This window comes from Microvirga ossetica (genome assembly GCF_002741015.1).
Taxonomy (GTDB): domain Bacteria; phylum Pseudomonadota; class Alphaproteobacteria; order Rhizobiales; family Beijerinckiaceae; genus Microvirga; species Microvirga ossetica.
The window spans coordinates 5,128,861-5,144,634 of the sequence record NZ_CP016616.1; the positions used below are offsets into that span (position 1 = coordinate 5,128,861).

Below are 15,774 nucleotides of genomic sequence, written 5' to 3' on the forward strand. Positions count from 1 at the left end.
ATCCTCCCATGGATCGGCTTCTGGTTATCGTCGTACTTGCTATGACATTGACTCTCAACAGCGACCCGGCCTCGGCGCAGCAGCGGTTCGATGGCGACTGGACAATCCAGGCCGTTCCGCAGACGGGCGCCTGCAAGAGAGCCCGGCGTTATGCGGTGATCGTCAAGGACGGCAACATTCGGAGCAGTACCTCAGGGCGGGCCGGCATCACGGGCGGGCTCGATCCAAGCGGGCGCGTTCAAGGGAGCGTTGTCCGCAACAAGACGAGAGTGGATGTGACAGGCAGCTTGTCGGAGCAGTCGGGTTCCGGCGATTGGGTCATCGCGGGACGGGTGGCCTGCTCGGGACGATGGACTGCCGAAAAACGAGACTAGAGCCTCGGACCGGAAATGAGACTCCTGGCTTCTGTGCGAGGCCGAGCTGTGATTCACTGCCTGGACTGGGAGGTGGATTATGGGTCATTGCTATTCCCTGGATCTGCGGGTGCGCGTCGCCGACTTTGTCGATGCAGGTCATTCCTGCCGGGCGGCAGCCCAGCACTTTGACGTCAGCGAGAGTTTCGCCATCAAGCTGGTGCAGCGGAAGCGGCGGTTCGGCTCGCCGGCACCGGCCCGGCAAGGCCGTCCGCCCGGACGCGGCAAGCTGGTGCCCTATGAGAGCTTCTTGATCCAGACGGTCGAGGCCGAGCCGGCCATCACCATGCCCGAGCTGGCCGCAAGGCTGCTGACTGAGCATGGGATCGTTGCGGCTCCCGCGATGCTCTCGCGCTTCCTGTGCCGGCACGGCTTCTCATATAAAAAAATGCCTGATGGCGGCGGAGTGCGCACGCGCCGATGTGCGGGATGAGCGCCGGGTCTGGCATGCCCAGCGCCAGCCGCGCATGCGCCAGGAGACGCACCGGCTGGTGTTCCTGGACGAGACGTATGTCAACACCAAGATGACGCGCCTGCGCGGGCGGAGCCGCAGGGGCCAGCGCCTACGCATGAAAGCTCCCTTTGGACACTGGAAAACCCATACCTTTCTGGCTGGGCTACGGTGCAACGAGTTGTGCGCGCCGTGGATCATCGATGGCCCGATCACCCGGTTGGCGTTCGAGGCTTACATTGAGACGCAGCTCGCGCCGACGCTGCGCAAAGGCGATGTGGTGATTCTCGACAACCTGGCTGTCCACAAGAGCGAGAAGGCCGCTCAGTGTCTGAAGCAACGCGGAGCCTGGTTCCTGTTTTTACCTGCTTATTCGCCTGATCTTAATCCAATTGAACAGGCCTTTGCCAAGATCAAAGCGCACTTGCGCAAGGCCGAGGCCCGAACGTTCGACGCGCTCTGGCGAGCGCTCGGTGAGATCTGCAACCTGTTCGAACCACAAGAGTGCTGGAACTACCTTAAGGCTGCCGGATATGCGTCCGTTTAACCGTCCGATGCTCTAAGGCTCGACCTTACAGCCAGCAGCGAACGAGTGCGTTCCCGGTTTGCAGCAGCTGGGATCGGTCATGGCAGTGACCGCAATAGAAGAGATGTGCGAAAGCTCATCCGCGATCAGATTGCTCAAACCCGCCTCATGAAGCGGGATTGCTGAATGAGCTTCCTGGATCTGCAGCCGCTCAGAAATCGCGCTGGACGCGCAGACGGCCTTCCCAGGTGTCTTCCGATCCGCTCGAGCGGAAGGCGCCGGTCGGATCGCCGGCGGCGGTGGTGATCGGGACCGCAACCCGCTCGCGGGGATCGACCCTGATGTAGAGCGCTTCGACGCCGATGAGGAACTCCTTCACCGGTGTCCAGATCACGTTGGCGCCAACGCGAGTCTCGTCGAAGTCGACGAGGCCCGTGGTCGTTCCCGCCGTTCCGGCAGCGATCGTCGCCACGGTCGTGGGCACCACGTATTGCGCCACTCCAGGAGCATCGAAACGCATCCAGGAGCCGAAGACGTTCGTCTGGATCGTCGGCGTCCAATTGTGATTGAGGCCGCCGGCGATGGCATAGGCCTTGTTGGCCTTGAACTCGCCCGTGAACGGGTCGACGAAGGCATCCGTGATAGGCATCGACAATGTCCCGGCACCGATGAAGCCATCGCTGATCGCGTCCGACTGTCCGCCATTGAGGTAGCCGATTGCTCCATCCGTATAGGTTGCCATCATCCATACGGTATCGCCCACTCCGAGAGCCGGCACATTGGCATAGCCGAGAGCGGCAACGGCAAAACCGTAATCCGTGTCCGCGAAGGTCGGATTGGGCAGGCCGGTGATCGGGTTGAGCACCGGGGCGGTCACACCGCCCACCGTCGTCACGCCGGCCGATACATCGCGAATTTGATGCAGGGCAGCGGACAGCTGCGCTCCGCCCCAGGTGCCGGTGTAGCGCAGGTTCGCAACCACGTCCGGCATGAGCTCCCCAGCATAGGTGGAGGCGATCGGCGCAAAGACCGGAGACGTCGATGCAACGCCGAACAAGGGAAAAGCGAGATCGTTGTTGACGCTGCGCTGGGTCCCATCTTCCAGCGACAGGGTGGCGGAGAAGCCGTTGCCGAACGAGTAGGTATAGGCGAACAGGTTCACTTCGGCATTGGAAGGATCATCGAATTTCAGATCGCCGAAGTTGGGGGCCGGCAGGTCCGGGTCCGTGAAGAACGAAACCGCGCGACCGGCGGTCAGGCCGCCGAACTGGACGAAGGCCTGGTTAATCTCAGGACTCGTGGGGTTAAATCCGTAGGCGCCCGTGTTACGGGTCATCTCCATGCGGATATAGGTGCGCAGCATGCCGTAGGCGGTGGCGGTCCGTGCGTCGATGTTGATGCGGCCGCGGGCACGGAAACCTATCGTGTCCTGCGAACGGTCGATCGGTTCGACATAGAGGTACTCGGCGCGGACACGGCCGCCAACGCGCAGGCAGGTTTCGGTGCCGGGAATGTAGAAGAAGCCGTTGCCATGGGTGGAGCAGATACGGACATACTCGACGGGCGCTACGGATTTCGCAGGCAGATCCGCGGCCTGAACCCCAGTGCTGACAATCGCCACGGATCCGAGCAACAGTAATCGAACAGATGTCATCGTGTAACTCCCGCGCCGATCCTCACCCGCACTGGTCAAAATCTGTGCAGATAGGCGAGGTACCGTCAAGGCATCTTTCAGAAGAGGACGTCGAGGAAGGTATTGGATTTACCTAGTGTTGCTTAGCGGCCTCACTTCATCGAGGTTGCAAGCCGATCCTCAGCCCAGCATGAGCTGAACGGCAATGATTTTGACGACGGTCATGCTTGGGAAGCAAATCGCATAGCCGATGTCGGTCCTCTCCGTTGGTGCTAAACGTCCTGCTGCGACGACGATCGCAGGATTCCCGGTCGAACCGGCACAGACGCCGAGCAGGTCGTCGAATGGGATGCGCAGCAGATAGCCTCCGATGAGGATAATCAGGACCAAAGTCATCAGCACCGCTGCCCCGCCGAGAAGAATCTGGACCCCATTCGATGCCACGGTTTGGACGAAAGGAGCACCGGCACCGAGGGCGACCGCCCCGATGAATATCGACAGGCCTAAATTCCGCAGAACCAGGTTCGCGACCACCGGCATTCTCCAGCCGATCGGGCCCGTCCGACCCAGCCAGCCGAGGATCAGCGCCATGACGAGCGGCCCGCCGGCCACGCCCAGACTGAAGGTGCTGCCGCCGGGCAGAGGTAACGGGATCATGCCGAGGAGAAGCCCGAGCGCTATCCCCACACCGATCGAGACGAACGACAATTCGGCATTGCCCTTGATGCTGTCGCCGAAATGGCGCTGCACTTCGGCTTTACGATCGGTGGGAACGGCTGCCACGAGGAGATCGCCCAGCTCGATCGTCAGGTCGGACGACGCCATGATATCGACATCGCCCCGGCGTACGTGCGAAATCACGACTGGAAAATCGGGGAGGGGAATGTCCTGCAGGGACTTTCCGACGAAGGCTGCTTTGGAGACGTAAACCCGCACCACATCATAGTTCGCCCGGTCTCGGCTCAGGCGACCTGGTTCCTCATGGCCCACTATCGTCTTGGCTTGCTCGATGCTGGTCGGGCTGCCAACCAACAGCAGCCCGTCACCCTCATGCAATCGTGTCCCGGTCACGGGCGGTGCGTTCACGTGCTGCTGACGAACTGCGACAATTTTCACATCAGCGGGCAGGGATGCAGAGATCTCGTCGATGGTCCGATCCTCGCATTCGGATTCGAGGGTGAACTCCGCAACCCGAACATTCTGCGAAGGTGGATCGAACTTGGGTTTGACCAGCGCTGCCATGAGAGTCATCAGGACGATCGGCCCCACCACGCCGAATGGATAGGAGACGGAATAGCCGATTGCTGGATCCTGGTTGCCTGCCGCAGCCAGCGCCGCTTGCAGCGTCGGGGTGCTCGTGCCGGAACCCGCGAAGAGCCCGGCTGCAGTCCCGAGCGAGATGCCGAGCGGGTCCGCGAGCAACCACGCGACTCCGAGAGACGCGAGAACGCCGAAAGCCGCGAGAGCAATGTATTTGATCCCGGGACCGCGGAGACTGGCGAAGAATTGCGGCCCGTATTGGATGCCGACCCCGTACACGAACATCACAAGGCCGATGGTTCCAACCATTCCGGGAGGCGCCGCCTTTGGAGCAATGGCACCGATGATTAGGCCGCTGAACAAGACCGCGCCGGCGCCGAACGAAACGCCCGCGAACGAAATCTGCCCAATCGCATAGCCAGCAGCGATGGCGAGGAACAGCGCCAGCAAGGGCGAGGCCTCAAGCAACGTGCGAACGATTTCGAGCATAGATTTCCCCTCATCTTGCGCGGCAGCCTGCATCCTGAAACTGTCCGATCACCCGCGCCATCAGATCAGGAGAGGGAGACTGGGTGTCGGAAAGCTCGTAGTTAAGGCCCATGGCCTTCCATTTGAAGGTGCCCATCTGATGAAACGGCAGGACCTCCACCCACTCCACGTTGCGCATGGGTGCGACGAAACGGGCGATGCCCTCGACATTGGCGGGATCGTCGGTCAGGCCCGGGACCAGCACGAACCGCACCCAGACCGGTTTGCCGAGAGCTGCCAGGCGCTCCGCGAATTGAATGGTCGGGCGTATGTCCTGACCGACGGCTCGGCGATAGGTTTCCGGGTCCCAGGATTTGATGTCGAGCAGTACAAGATCGACATAACGCAGATACTCGTCGTCGGCGCGCGCTCCGAGGAAGCCCGATGTGTCCAGCGCCGTGTGCAACTCCATGCCCTTGGCGGCTGCGAAGAGCCGCTTGGTGAAATGCAGTTGGACCAGCGGCTCCCCGCCGGAAATCGTCAATCCCCCATCCATGGCCCGCAGCGGCGCGGCATAAGCCTGAAGCGCAGTTTTGGCACGCTCGAACGAGACGCGGGTTCCGTCCTTGAGGTGCCATGTGTCCGGGTTGTGGCAATAGAGGCATCGCAGCAGGCATCCGCTCATGAAGACCGTCACGCGGATGCCAGGGCCGTCTACGGTCGACCCGGTCTCATAGGAGTGGATCCATCCGAAGTCGCCCCGGGGATCGTTGAAGGTATCGGTCTCCGGAGCGTCCGGGGACCGCGCCTGTTGCAGAGCGTACCGGCTGTGTGCCCAGGGCTCATCGGCCATGATGTCAAGCCTCACTCGCCATGGAAGGTCCGGCTGATGACGTCCATCTGCTGCTCCCGGGTAAGGCGGACGAAATTGACCGCATAGCCCGAAACCCGGATCGTCAATTGCGGGTACTTGTCCGGATGTTCCATGGCATCAATCAGAGTATCGCGGTTGAGGACGTTGAGGTTCATGTGGAACCCACCTTGGCCGCAATAGGTGTCGAGCACCTTCACCGCCTGTTTGATCTTTTCGCCTTGATCCTGTCGATTGAAGCTCGGCGTGATCGACACGGTGTAGCTGATGCCATCCTGCGCATCCGCATAAGGCAGCTTGGCGACCGACAGGCACGAGGCGAGCCATCCATGGCTGTCGCGGCCATGCATCGGATTGGCGCCCGGGGCAAAGGGCTCACCGGCCTTGCGCCCGTCCGGCGTGTCGCCCGTGTTCCTGCCATAGACGACATTGCTCGTGATGGTCAGCACCGACTGCGTATGGACTGCATTCCGGTAGGTCGGGTGCTTGCGGATCTTCTTCATGAAGGTGGAGACGAGGTCGGCCGCAATGCTGTCGACGCGGTCGTCGTTGTTGCCGTATTGCGGAAAGTCGCCCGTGATCTCATAATTGACGATCAGTCCGTCTTCACGGCGGATCGGCTTGACCTGCGCATGCTTGATCGCAGACAGGCTGTCGGCAATCACCGACAGACCCGCAATGCCGAACGCCATCGTGCGCAGGATCTGCTGGTCGTGGAGCGCCATTTCCAGGCGTTCGTAGTAATACTTGTCATGCATGTAGTGGATGCAGTTCATCGCGTGGACATAGGTCCGCGCCAGCCACTCCATCATGAAGTCGAACTTCGTCATGACGTCATCGAATTCGAGAACGTCGCCGGTTACGGGCGCCGTCGCCGGGCCGATCTGATCGCCGCTCACCTCGTCCCGCCCGCCATTGATGGCATAGAGAAGACATTTGGCGAGATTGACGCGGGCGCCGAAGAACTGCATCTGGTTGCCGATGCGCATGGCCGAGACACAGCAGGCGATGCCGTAATCGTCACCCCAATAGGGGCGCATGAGATCGTCGTTCTCGTATTGAATGGAGGACGTCTCGGCCGAAACCTTGATGCAGTAGCGCTTGAAGCCGTCAGGGAGCTGCTTCGACCATAGCACCGTTATGTTGGGCTCCGGCGCCGGGCCGAGATTGGTTAGCGTGTGCAGCATGCGGAAACTGGTCCGGGTGACCAGGGGACGGCCGTTGAGATCCATGCCGCCGACGCATTCCGTGGCCCAGTAGGGATCGCCCGAGAACAAGGCATCGTAGTCGGGCGTGCGCAGGAATCGGACGATGCGCAGCTTCTGGACGAGCTGGTCGATGAGCTCCTGGGCGCCTGCCTCATCGAGAGCGCCGCTCTCCAGGTCGCGCTCGATGTAGATATCGAGGAAGGACGAGATGCGGCCGATGGACATGGCCGCGCCATTAGCCTCCTTGATGGCGCCGAGGTAGCCGAAATAGGTCCATTGCACCGCTTCACGGGCATTCGACGCCGGCTTTGTGATGTCGCAATCATAGCTCTTGGCCATGGTCGCCAGGTCGGCGAGCGCCCGCATCTGATCCGCCAGCTCTTCCCGCTCGCGGATGACGTCGTCCGTCGGCCATTTGGCGTCGAGGAGAACCCGCTCGGCACGTTTGGCCGCCAGCAGCCGGTCGGTTCCATACAGGGCCACGCGGCGATAGTCGCCGATGATCCGCCCCCGGCCGTAGGCATCCGGCAGACCGGTGATGATATGGCTGCGCCGGCAGGCCATGATCTCCGGTGTATAGGCGTCGAAGACGCCTTCGTTGTGAGTCTTGCGATACTTAGTAAAGATGTCGTGCACGATGGGATCCGGCTCAAAGCCGGCCGCCTTCAGCCCGGACTCGACCATGCGCAACCCGCCATACGGCATGATCGCCCGACGGAACGGCGCATCGGTCTGGAGTCCGACGATCAGCTCGTTGTCGCGGTCGATGTATCCGGGCTGATGAGCGGTGAGCGAGGATGGTGTCTTGGCATCGACGTCCAGAACACCTTTCCGGATTTCCTCCTTGAAGTAGGGCTGGAGCTTGTCCCATACGGCCTTTGTTCGCTCGCTGGGTTCCACGAGGAAGCTCTCGTCGCCATCGTAGGGCGTGACGTTGCGCTGAATGAAATCGCGAACGTCGACGGCGTGCTGCCAACGACCAGGTGCGAAACCTGTCCATTCGCTCATGGAATCCGTCGCTTCCGCTGCGTCTGCGGGAGGGGAGACTGCCCGACGATGTTTTGGCTCTTGCTTCGGGGAACCCGTGGACGTCTGAGCAGCAATGGCTTCATCTGGCATGGCAGCCTCCTCCCATGAGAACCATGGGATATTGGTTCAACGCATCCTCGATCGCTCACCCTCACCGGCAGCGCTGCTCAGCAGAGAGTCAGGTTTTGCGCCAACCCTGCTTCGCTCGTCTCTTTGTACTTCGAGTTCATGTCTCGCGCGGTGTCGGCCAGCGTCTTGATCGTCGTGTCGAGATCGACCCGGTGCCGGCTTGCGATCTCATTGGTGGCAATCATCGCAGCGGTCCACGCCTTCACGGCACCGAAGGCGCAGCGCTCGATGCACGGCACCTGAACATAGCCCGCGACAGGATCGCAGGTCATGCCCAGATGATGCTCAAGAGCCGACTCGGCGGCATTCTCGATCACGCGCGGCGGGCTGTTCAGGACCTGCGTGATCAGCGCCGCGGTCATCGCCGATGCGACGCCGATCTCGGCCTGGCACCCGCCTTCCGCCGCCGCGAGCGTCGCGTTGTGCTTGCACAGATAGCCGACGGCCGCGCCAGCCAGAAGACCCTGCCGGATCTTGTCCATCGGCACCGCCCGGCCGCTCTGGGTCAGGGCATAGACGATGGCCGGCATCACCCCAGCCGATCCGCCGGTCGGCGCGGTGATAACCAGATGGCCGCGGGCATTCTCCTCTGAGGCGGCCAATGCGAAGGCCGAAACGAGCCCGATCGCCCGATCGCTCATATAGGTATCGTCCTGGGCACGCTCAAAGACAGTCGCAGCCTTGGATTGGAGCTTGATCGGCCCAGGAAGGACGTCGTCCTTGTAGGAAAGGCCGGTCTTCACCGTCGCGATCATCGCGTTGGCGATCTTGTCCAGGAAGGCGTTGACTTGCTCCTCGGTCTTCCCGGAGACGGCTATCTCGTTCGCCATCACGACGTCGGCGATCGTGAGGTTGTTGTTCTCCGCGTGCTGCCGAAGTTCCTTCATCGTGGCGTAGGGATATTTCGGCTGTCCCTTCTTGGGCGGCTCGTAGCCCTTCCACTCGATGAAGCCGCCGCCAACCGAATAGTACTCCTGCTCATAGAGGACCTTGTCGCCCGCCATGAGCCTGCAGGTCATCATGTTCGGGTGTGCGAATTCGCCTTTCGGCGCATCATAGATGACGTCGGCCAGGGATAGATCGAACGTCTTGCTTCCGAGCTTGACCGGATAGGTCTGCTGAGGCTTGGCGATCATCTCGTCGAGGAACATCGGGTCCACGGTGGCCGGTTCCTTGCCGACCAGGCCCGCCAGAGCGGCTCGTTCTGTCCCGTGGCCTTTCCCTGTTGCACTCAGGCTGCCAAAAAGATTGACCTTGAGGCCCGTCGCCTGGGCCAGCTGGTCTGCCGGCAGCTTCGTGCAGCGCTGATAGAAATCGTATGTGATGCGCATCGGCCCGATCGTATGCGAGCTCGAGGGGCCGGGGCCGACCTTGTAGAACTCGTCCGCCACAGTCATGACCGGTCCCTTCGATGCCTTGACGACGTCGAGATCGGGCGAGAGGGCGGAACTCATCTTGAGACCGGAATCGCCTCCCGCGGCCGCCTTGGCGGCTTGCTGAGCGCCAGCCTCCGTCGCGGCCTGCTGCGCGCGGGCCTCGGGGCTCCATGTCGTGCCGGTCATCACTGCCGCAGCGCCGATGGCGGCATTGCGCATGAGGAAGGCCCGGCGGTCGATCCCTGACGGCGCATCAGGTGTCTCTGGCGTGGCGGAGAGCGGCTCGTCCTTGCTGATGCTGGTCATAGGCGTATCCTCCTGTTGAGGGCCTAGGCACGATAGAAATTGGAGACGTCCCCGTTATCATCTCAAGACGAGACGGAGGGGGTGTCGTCTCTCGCGCCCTGCCTTTTGGTGTCATTCTAATCAAGCCGTAAGCCTCCGCTTGATAGGAGGGGACAATCCCTTGACAGTTTGAGCCATTCTAGTCGGGTAGGGGTGATGAGGCGGCAAGCCTCGACCGGGTCACTTCCCGGATCCGGACCCCCATCGTCTGGCTGATTGAGGAGCGCAACTTCTCACGCGATCTCTCAGCACCGCTCGACGGCGTCGGAAGCGCACTGGCCACGCCGTGGAATGACCGCCCGGTCACCTGTCGGCCCAAACTGTCAAGCAATTGTCCCCGCCGATCAAGCACAAGCATGCGGCCGGGATAGGGTCGGGCCGAGAGGAAGTGAGAAAGGCTGCCCGGTGCTCGACCGGCGGGGTTTGCCACTCCACAAGAACCGACGGCGGCGATGAACGGAACCCTCAGGCTCACACGCGGGAAATCCATGGGGACGAGATCATGACGGACAAGCCATATCCCGACAGGCGCGCAGGGGCTGGTTTATCTCTGCTCAGGCCCTCCCTACTATGGCTTCTGATCCTCGCGCCCATCGCGGCGTTTCTCGATCACGCCGACACTCTTCCGGCAGGAGTAATCTTTTTCTGCGCTGCGCTCGCGATCGTGCCGTTCGCGAAGCTCATCGTCCAGGGGACCGAGCAGGTCGCCGTGCACACGGGTGCAACGATCGGAGGTCTTCTCAACGCCACCTTCGGCAATCTCCCGGAACTGATCATTACCATGGCTGCCCTGCGGGCGGGCCTGCTGGAGATGGTGCGCGCCTCGATCGTTGGTGCGTTGCTTGCCAATCTTCTGATGGCTCTCGGTTTCTCCTTTTTACTCGGCGGCCTGCGCCACCACAGCCAGGACTACAACCCGAACGCGGTACGGGCTTACTCGTCCACCATGGTGCTGGCTTGGATCAGCTTGGCGCTCCCGAGCGCGTTTCATCGCGCCCTGGACTCGGAACCCTACCTTGGCGTGCACGCTACCTTGGACCTGATCGTGGCAGTCGTCCTGCTGGGTCTCTACGGGCTTTTCCTGCTCTATTCTCTAAGCTCGACTTTGGCCAATTTCGCGGGCCAGTAGGCCACCTGCGGGTCAGTCCGGATCGGCAAATCTCACAAGGCTCATGAGCGCGTCCATTACGGCAATCCGATAGATTGCGGTAGCAAACCGGCGATCATTGGCAATTGCGTCGGCATCGCCATGCACGCGCTCCAGCATGGTGTCGAACACCTCCTCCATCATCTCCACATCCACCGGCACGACAACCCCACACGTCATCGCAAAGGCCTCCGGAGTACTCAGCCGCATCGCCAGCGATGTGCCAGGATGAGCCGTCTGCTCCAGATGCTCATCGACCAGCCAAACCTCTTCCTGGCGCATGAGATCCAGCACCACCAAGCCGGCCGTCTCGTGGCGACGCTCAACCCGCCAGACCGAGAAGCGGGCCCGCAGCAGAGCCTGCAGCATCACGTCCTCATCCGAGCCGGGCACCACGACAGCGTTGCGGGTATAGCGGTCCATCCCGCGCGAGCGGCCCGGCGGGGCGGTGTAGAGAGCCAGGTCGTAGGCCAACGTCACCTCGTCCAGGCTCTCGGCCACCAGCATCTTGCCAGCCGTGAGCCCCAGCCGGCGCGCCTGCTCCATCAGGGCCGAATCCGGTACGCAGCGAAGAGCCTCGTTGTGATGGTGGGTGCTGATCGCGCGGAGATGACGATAGCGCGTCAGGATCTCGGTCCGACCCATTTCGGCCATGGCGACCTCCCAGGCTCTTGAGCCTGATTGTGGGAGATCGTGGCCATGCCCGTCCAGCCCCATGTTCCTGACCTCCTGTCCACCTGGCTGGCTCCGTTCCGGTCCGGCCTGACCGGACCAACCTTCCGCCATGCCCTTGTGCTCGTCCTGGGGGCTCTTCTCACCCCGGGCCGTCGCACCGTCACGGCCATGCTCACCGTTGTTGGCCTCGCCCGCACCCGCAGCTTCACGAACTATCACCGTGTGCTCAACCGCAACCAGTGGTCCAGCCGCGAGGTGGCGCGCCGTCTGCTCGGCCTGCTGGTGGCAGCTTTTGTGCCGACCGGGCCAGTGGTGATTGGCCTGGATGACACCCTTGAGCGTCGCTGGGGTGCCCGGATCAGGGCCCGTGGCATCTACCGGGATCCGGTCCGCTCCTCCCATGGCCACTTCGTCAAAGCCTCGGGATTGCGCTGGCTGTCCATCATGATGCTCGCTCCCATCCCGTGGGCCGGTCGCGTGTGGGCCTTGCCCTTCCTGACGGTGCTGGCGCCCTCCGAGCGCTTCTCGCGTGAGCATCGCCAGCGTCACAAGGCGCTCACGGACTGGGCCCGACAAGCCCTTCTCCAGGTCGCCCGCTGGCTGCCGGACCGGCGCCTCGTGGCAGTGGCTGATCAGAGCTACGCGGCGATTGAGCTGCTGAACGCGGTTCGGCATCGCCTGTGCATGATCACGCGCCTGCGCCTGGATGCGCGCCTGTTCACGCCGGCTCCGCGCCGTCGGCCCGGAACCCGAGGACGCCCTCGCGTTGTTGGTCAACGTCTTCCGAGCCTGGCCGAACGCCTGGCCAATCCCAAGACGGCGTGGCGGCAGGTTTGGGTCGACGGCTGGTACGGCGGTGGCGAACGCCTGATTGAGTTCATCTCGGGCACGGCGATCTGGCACCATCCCGGCAAGCACGTGCCGATCCGCTATGTTCTGGTGCGGGACGTGGCCGGCCTCCTCAAGCCACAGGCGTTTCTGTGTACGGACCTGCAAGCCGATCCTCTTGAGATCGTGCGCTGGTTCGTGCGGCGCTGGAGCACCGAGGTGACCTTTGCCGAGGCTCGCAGACACCTGGGGATGGAGACGCAACGCCAATGGTCGGACAAGGCGATCGCCCGCACGACACCAGCCCTGCTGGGGCTGTTCTCGCTGGTCAGTCTCTGGACCGCTGACCCCGCCATTCGGCGCTTGGCTCGCCCGCAGTGTGCCGCTTGGTACAATAAGCGCACCATCACCTTCAGCGATGCTCTGGCGGCCGTCCGACGCTCGCTCTGGGCCGCCGCAGTTTCTGATGCGTCACGCCGGCCCGCCAACATGACAAAAGGCCAAATCGATGTTCTGAAGCGATTGACGGCGACACTCTGCTATCCAGCATAAATGGCCAAAGTCGAGCTAAGAACCCATCCGGAAATGTTCGCTGAACTGAATACTCCTGCGATGCATGAGGAGGCCGGTGGGCATCCGAGTATCGCGCGTGGCGTTGCGACGTTACTCGTTGCGTCGCTGGGTGCGGCATGGATGAGCGAGATCCTTGTCGGCGCCGCCGAGCAGGCCGGGGAGTCGTTAGGCATGTCGCAGATGTTCATGGGCGTGATCGTGCTTGCGCTCGTCGGCGGTGCGGCCGAATCCGGATCGGCCATCGCCATGGGGCGGGCCAATCGGGTCGATCTCAGCATCGGCATCGCCATGGGAAGCTGCGTGCAGATTGCCCTCTTCGTCGCTCCGATCCTGGTGCTGGTCGCCCCAGCCATGGGGCAGGCGCAGTTCCAACTGGTGTTCTCCCAGGCCGAGATGTGGATGCTGTTCGGGGCAGTCCTTCTGGGAGCGACCGTTGCCACAACCGGGCAATCCAACTGGTTCAAGGGCGTCCAACTCTTGGCGCTCTATCTCATCATCGCGGCCGTGCTTTACCTGATCCCTGCCGCCGCGCCTTAGAGAGGGACCATGCTGCGACAGCTTCTCCTGGGCGGCGCCATCAGCCTGGGCAACATCGCGATCCACGCGGTCGTGATGGCGGTGGTCGTTAGCACCGCCCGCCACACGCTGGCCTGGAAACGACGCCGGTCCCAGTCCTGGCTCTCCGCCGTCATGGTCGCAACCGTCGGGGTCCTGCTGCTCGCGCATGTTGCCGAGGTGATCGCATGGTCGCTCGCTTATGCGATCTTAGGCGCGGCTCCTACCGAAGCGGACGTCCTGTACTTTGCTTTCGTCAACTACACGACCCTTGGCTACGGCGACGTCGTGCCGGTCGAGCGCTGGCGTCTGCTCGGCCCGATAACAGCCATGAACGGTGTGCTGCTCTTCGGCTGGTCGACAGCGGTCATCTTCGAGGTATTGAGGCAGGCTATGCGCAGCCGCGACGAGGGCCTCCAGTGACGAGGCAACTTGGTGTCGCTTTGGATCATTCGCGGTCGGTGCGGATCAGAGTATCCTCGTCGCTGGACATCTCAGGATTGGGGTGAACTACCACTGAGCCTGATGAACCACGATTTCTCGCTTGGAAAGTCAGATTGTAGATTTGCTCGGACTACTCGGCTCCTCCGTAAAGGGTCTGGCGTCCGGGAACGACAGCCTTCGGCACATCCGAGACATTGCGCGTTTGTCAGCTCGCTAGTCCTAGTCGGATAATCCGAACGTCGAAGGCATGGTTCATGGAAGAGAGCAACACTTCCGATAACAGCGGGAGCGTTATATCTAGAGCTAATCTACTCCACTAATGGGACTTGTCGGAAGTATGGCTCCGCCGGCGAATGTGCTTGATAAGAGGCCAAGACACCCCCTCAAGGCGGGGTAACATACGCTCCCAACAGCTTTGTTCTCAGAAGCTAGCCGGAAGCTACGACCCTGCTTCGCTATGGGTCGGCAGGGCATCCACCCAGGTGCGCTCGAACCTGTTCGGTGTGGTCTATGTGCTCGACGAGCCGTCGGCCGGGCTTCATCCCGCCGATACGGAGGCGCTGCTGAATGCGCTTGGGCAGCTGAAGGCGTCCGGGAATTCGCAGTTCGTGGTCGAGCACAATCTCGACGTGATCCGTCACGCCGACTGGATCGTCGATGTCGGTCCGGGCGCCGGCGAGCAGGGCGGCTTCGTGCTCTATAGCGGCCCACCGGACGGGCTCGGACAGGTCGAGGCCTCGCAGACACGGCGCTTCCTGTTCGGCGAAAGCCCTCTCCCGCCTCGGGAGCCGCGCGCGCCGAAAGACTGGCTGCGCCTCGCCGGCATCACGCGCAACAACCTGGACGGGCTCGATGTCGCGTTTCCCTTGGGCGTGTTCACGAGTGTCACGGGAGTATCCGGCTCCGGCAAGTCGAGCCTGGTCAGCCAGGCCCTGGTCGAACTGGTCGCGGAGCATCTCGGCCATGACATCCTCGCGCAGGAGGAAGAGGGGGAGGAGCTCGAGCGGGCGGCGGTCGTCCCCGCCAGCGGCCGGATTGTCGGCGGCATGAAAGGGATCAAGCGCCTGGTGCGGGTTGACCAGAAGCCGATCGGGCGCACGCCGCGCTCGAATCTTGCCACCTATACCGGCCTTTTCGATCATGTCCGCAAGCTCTTTGCCGCAACCAGGCAGGCGCGCGCCCGTCGCTACGATGCGGGACGCTTTTCCTTCAACGTCGCCAAGGGACGCTGTCCCCATTGCGAGGGCGAAGGCTTCGTGATGGTCGAGCTGCTGTTCCTGCCGAGCGTTTATGCACCTTGCCCGACCTGTCATGGGGCGCGGTACAATGCCGAGACGCTGAAGATCAAATACCAGGATAGGTCCATCGCCGACGTGCTCGGAATGACGGTCGACGCGGCCTGGGAGTTCTTCGCCGACGAGCCGCATCTGCATCGCTCCCTCACGATCGTGCGCGAGGTGGGTTTGGGCTATCTGCGGCTTGGCCAACCCGCGACCGAATTGTCCGGAGGGGAGGCGCAGCGGATCAAGCTTGCGACGGAGCTGCAGCGGATCCAGCGCGGCGACACGCTCTACGTCCTCGACGAGCCGACCACCGGCTTGCACCCGGCCGATGTGGAAAGGCTCATCTCCCAGCTCGACGGGCTCGTCGAAGCCGGCAATACCGTGATCGTGGTCGAGCACGACATGCGTGTCGCGGCGCGAAGCGACTGGGTCATGGATCTCGGTCCGGGAGCCGGTGACGAGGGCGGGCGAGTGGTGGCATCGGGGCCGCCGGACGAAGTGGCAAGAACATCGGGCAGCCGGACGGCGCCTTATCTGGCGCAAGCTCTCGCTTGACACAT

At 62.5% G+C, this 15,774-nt stretch carries 11 protein-coding genes and 2 pseudogenes; 7 read left to right on the forward strand and 6 right to left on the reverse strand.

Annotation, left to right across the window (positions count from 1 at the left end):
- Positions 1–8: 8 nt before the first annotated feature.
- Together BB934_RS24570 and BB934_RS24575 are read left to right on the forward strand one after the other, a co-directional pair.
- Complete coding sequence (locus tag BB934_RS24570; protein WP_099512030.1) at positions 9–374, forward strand: hypothetical protein; 366 nt, start codon at positions 9–11, stop codon at positions 372–374.
- 79 nt (positions 375–453) lie between these two features.
- Positions 454–1,411: pseudogene (locus BB934_RS24575) on the forward strand (IS630 family transposase).
- Positions 1,412–1,601: 190 nt separating this feature from the next.
- Here BB934_RS24575 and BB934_RS24580 read toward each other — a convergent pair.
- From BB934_RS24580 to BB934_RS24600, 5 genes are all read right to left on the reverse strand, one after another.
- A complete protein-coding gene (locus BB934_RS24580) occupies positions 1,602–3,044 on the reverse strand; it encodes a porin (protein ID WP_099512031.1) in 1,443 nt (480 codons plus the stop codon).
- A 159-nt stretch (positions 3,045–3,203) separates the two neighbouring features.
- Positions 3,204–4,772 (reverse strand): aspartate:alanine exchanger family transporter, encoded by a 1,569-nt coding sequence (locus tag BB934_RS24585; protein ID WP_099512032.1) that lies wholly within the window; start codon positions 4,770–4,772, stop codon positions 3,204–3,206.
- Between the two features lie 10 nt (positions 4,773–4,782).
- Positions 4,783–5,604 carry a pyruvate formate-lyase-activating protein gene (pflA, locus tag BB934_RS24590; RefSeq protein WP_099512033.1) on the reverse strand — a complete coding sequence of 274 codons (822 nt, stop codon included), beginning with the start codon at positions 5,602–5,604 and terminating at the stop codon, positions 4,783–4,785.
- Between the two features lie 11 nt (positions 5,605–5,615).
- Entirely contained in the window at positions 5,616–7,838 is a 2,223-nt protein-coding gene (gene pflB, locus BB934_RS24595; RefSeq protein WP_099512034.1) for a formate C-acetyltransferase, read from the reverse strand.
- 188 nt (positions 7,839–8,026) lie between these two features.
- Positions 8,027–9,670: an L-serine ammonia-lyase gene (locus BB934_RS24600; RefSeq protein WP_099512035.1), complete on the reverse strand. Its 1,644-nt coding sequence runs from the start codon at positions 9,668–9,670 to the stop codon at positions 8,027–8,029.
- A gap of 541 nt (positions 9,671–10,211) precedes the next feature.
- Here BB934_RS24600 and BB934_RS24605 point away from each other — a divergent pair.
- Positions 10,212–10,838 (forward strand): calcium:cation antiporter, encoded by a 627-nt coding sequence (locus BB934_RS24605; protein WP_237050086.1) that lies wholly within the window; start codon positions 10,212–10,214, stop codon positions 10,836–10,838.
- Between the two features lie 12 nt (positions 10,839–10,850).
- Here the strand turns inward: BB934_RS24605 and BB934_RS24610 are convergent, their stop codons facing one another.
- A complete protein-coding gene (locus tag BB934_RS24610) occupies positions 10,851–11,510 on the reverse strand; it encodes a DUF7986 domain-containing protein (protein WP_099510067.1) in 660 nt (219 codons plus the stop codon).
- A gap of 45 nt (positions 11,511–11,555) precedes the next feature.
- Between BB934_RS24610 and BB934_RS24615 the strand changes: the two genes are divergently transcribed.
- From BB934_RS24615 to BB934_RS24630, 4 genes and pseudogenes are all read left to right on the forward strand, one after another.
- Entirely contained in the window at positions 11,556–12,911 is a 1,356-nt protein-coding gene (locus BB934_RS24615) for an IS701 family transposase (RefSeq protein ID WP_099512825.1), read from the forward strand.
- A gap of 141 nt (positions 12,912–13,052) precedes the next feature.
- Positions 13,053–13,469 carry a calcium:cation antiporter gene (locus BB934_RS24620; protein WP_237050087.1) on the forward strand — a complete coding sequence of 139 codons (417 nt, stop codon included), beginning with the start codon at positions 13,053–13,055 and terminating at the stop codon, positions 13,467–13,469.
- 9 nt (positions 13,470–13,478) lie between these two features.
- On the forward strand, positions 13,479–13,910 hold the full coding sequence (locus BB934_RS24625; RefSeq protein ID WP_099512036.1) for a potassium channel family protein: 432 nt from the start codon (positions 13,479–13,481) through the stop codon (positions 13,908–13,910).
- Between the two features lie 467 nt (positions 13,911–14,377).
- Positions 14,378–15,769 (forward strand): annotated as a pseudogene (locus tag BB934_RS24630) (excinuclease ABC subunit UvrA); the annotation flags it as partial.
- Between the last annotated feature and the right edge of the window lie 5 nt (positions 15,770–15,774).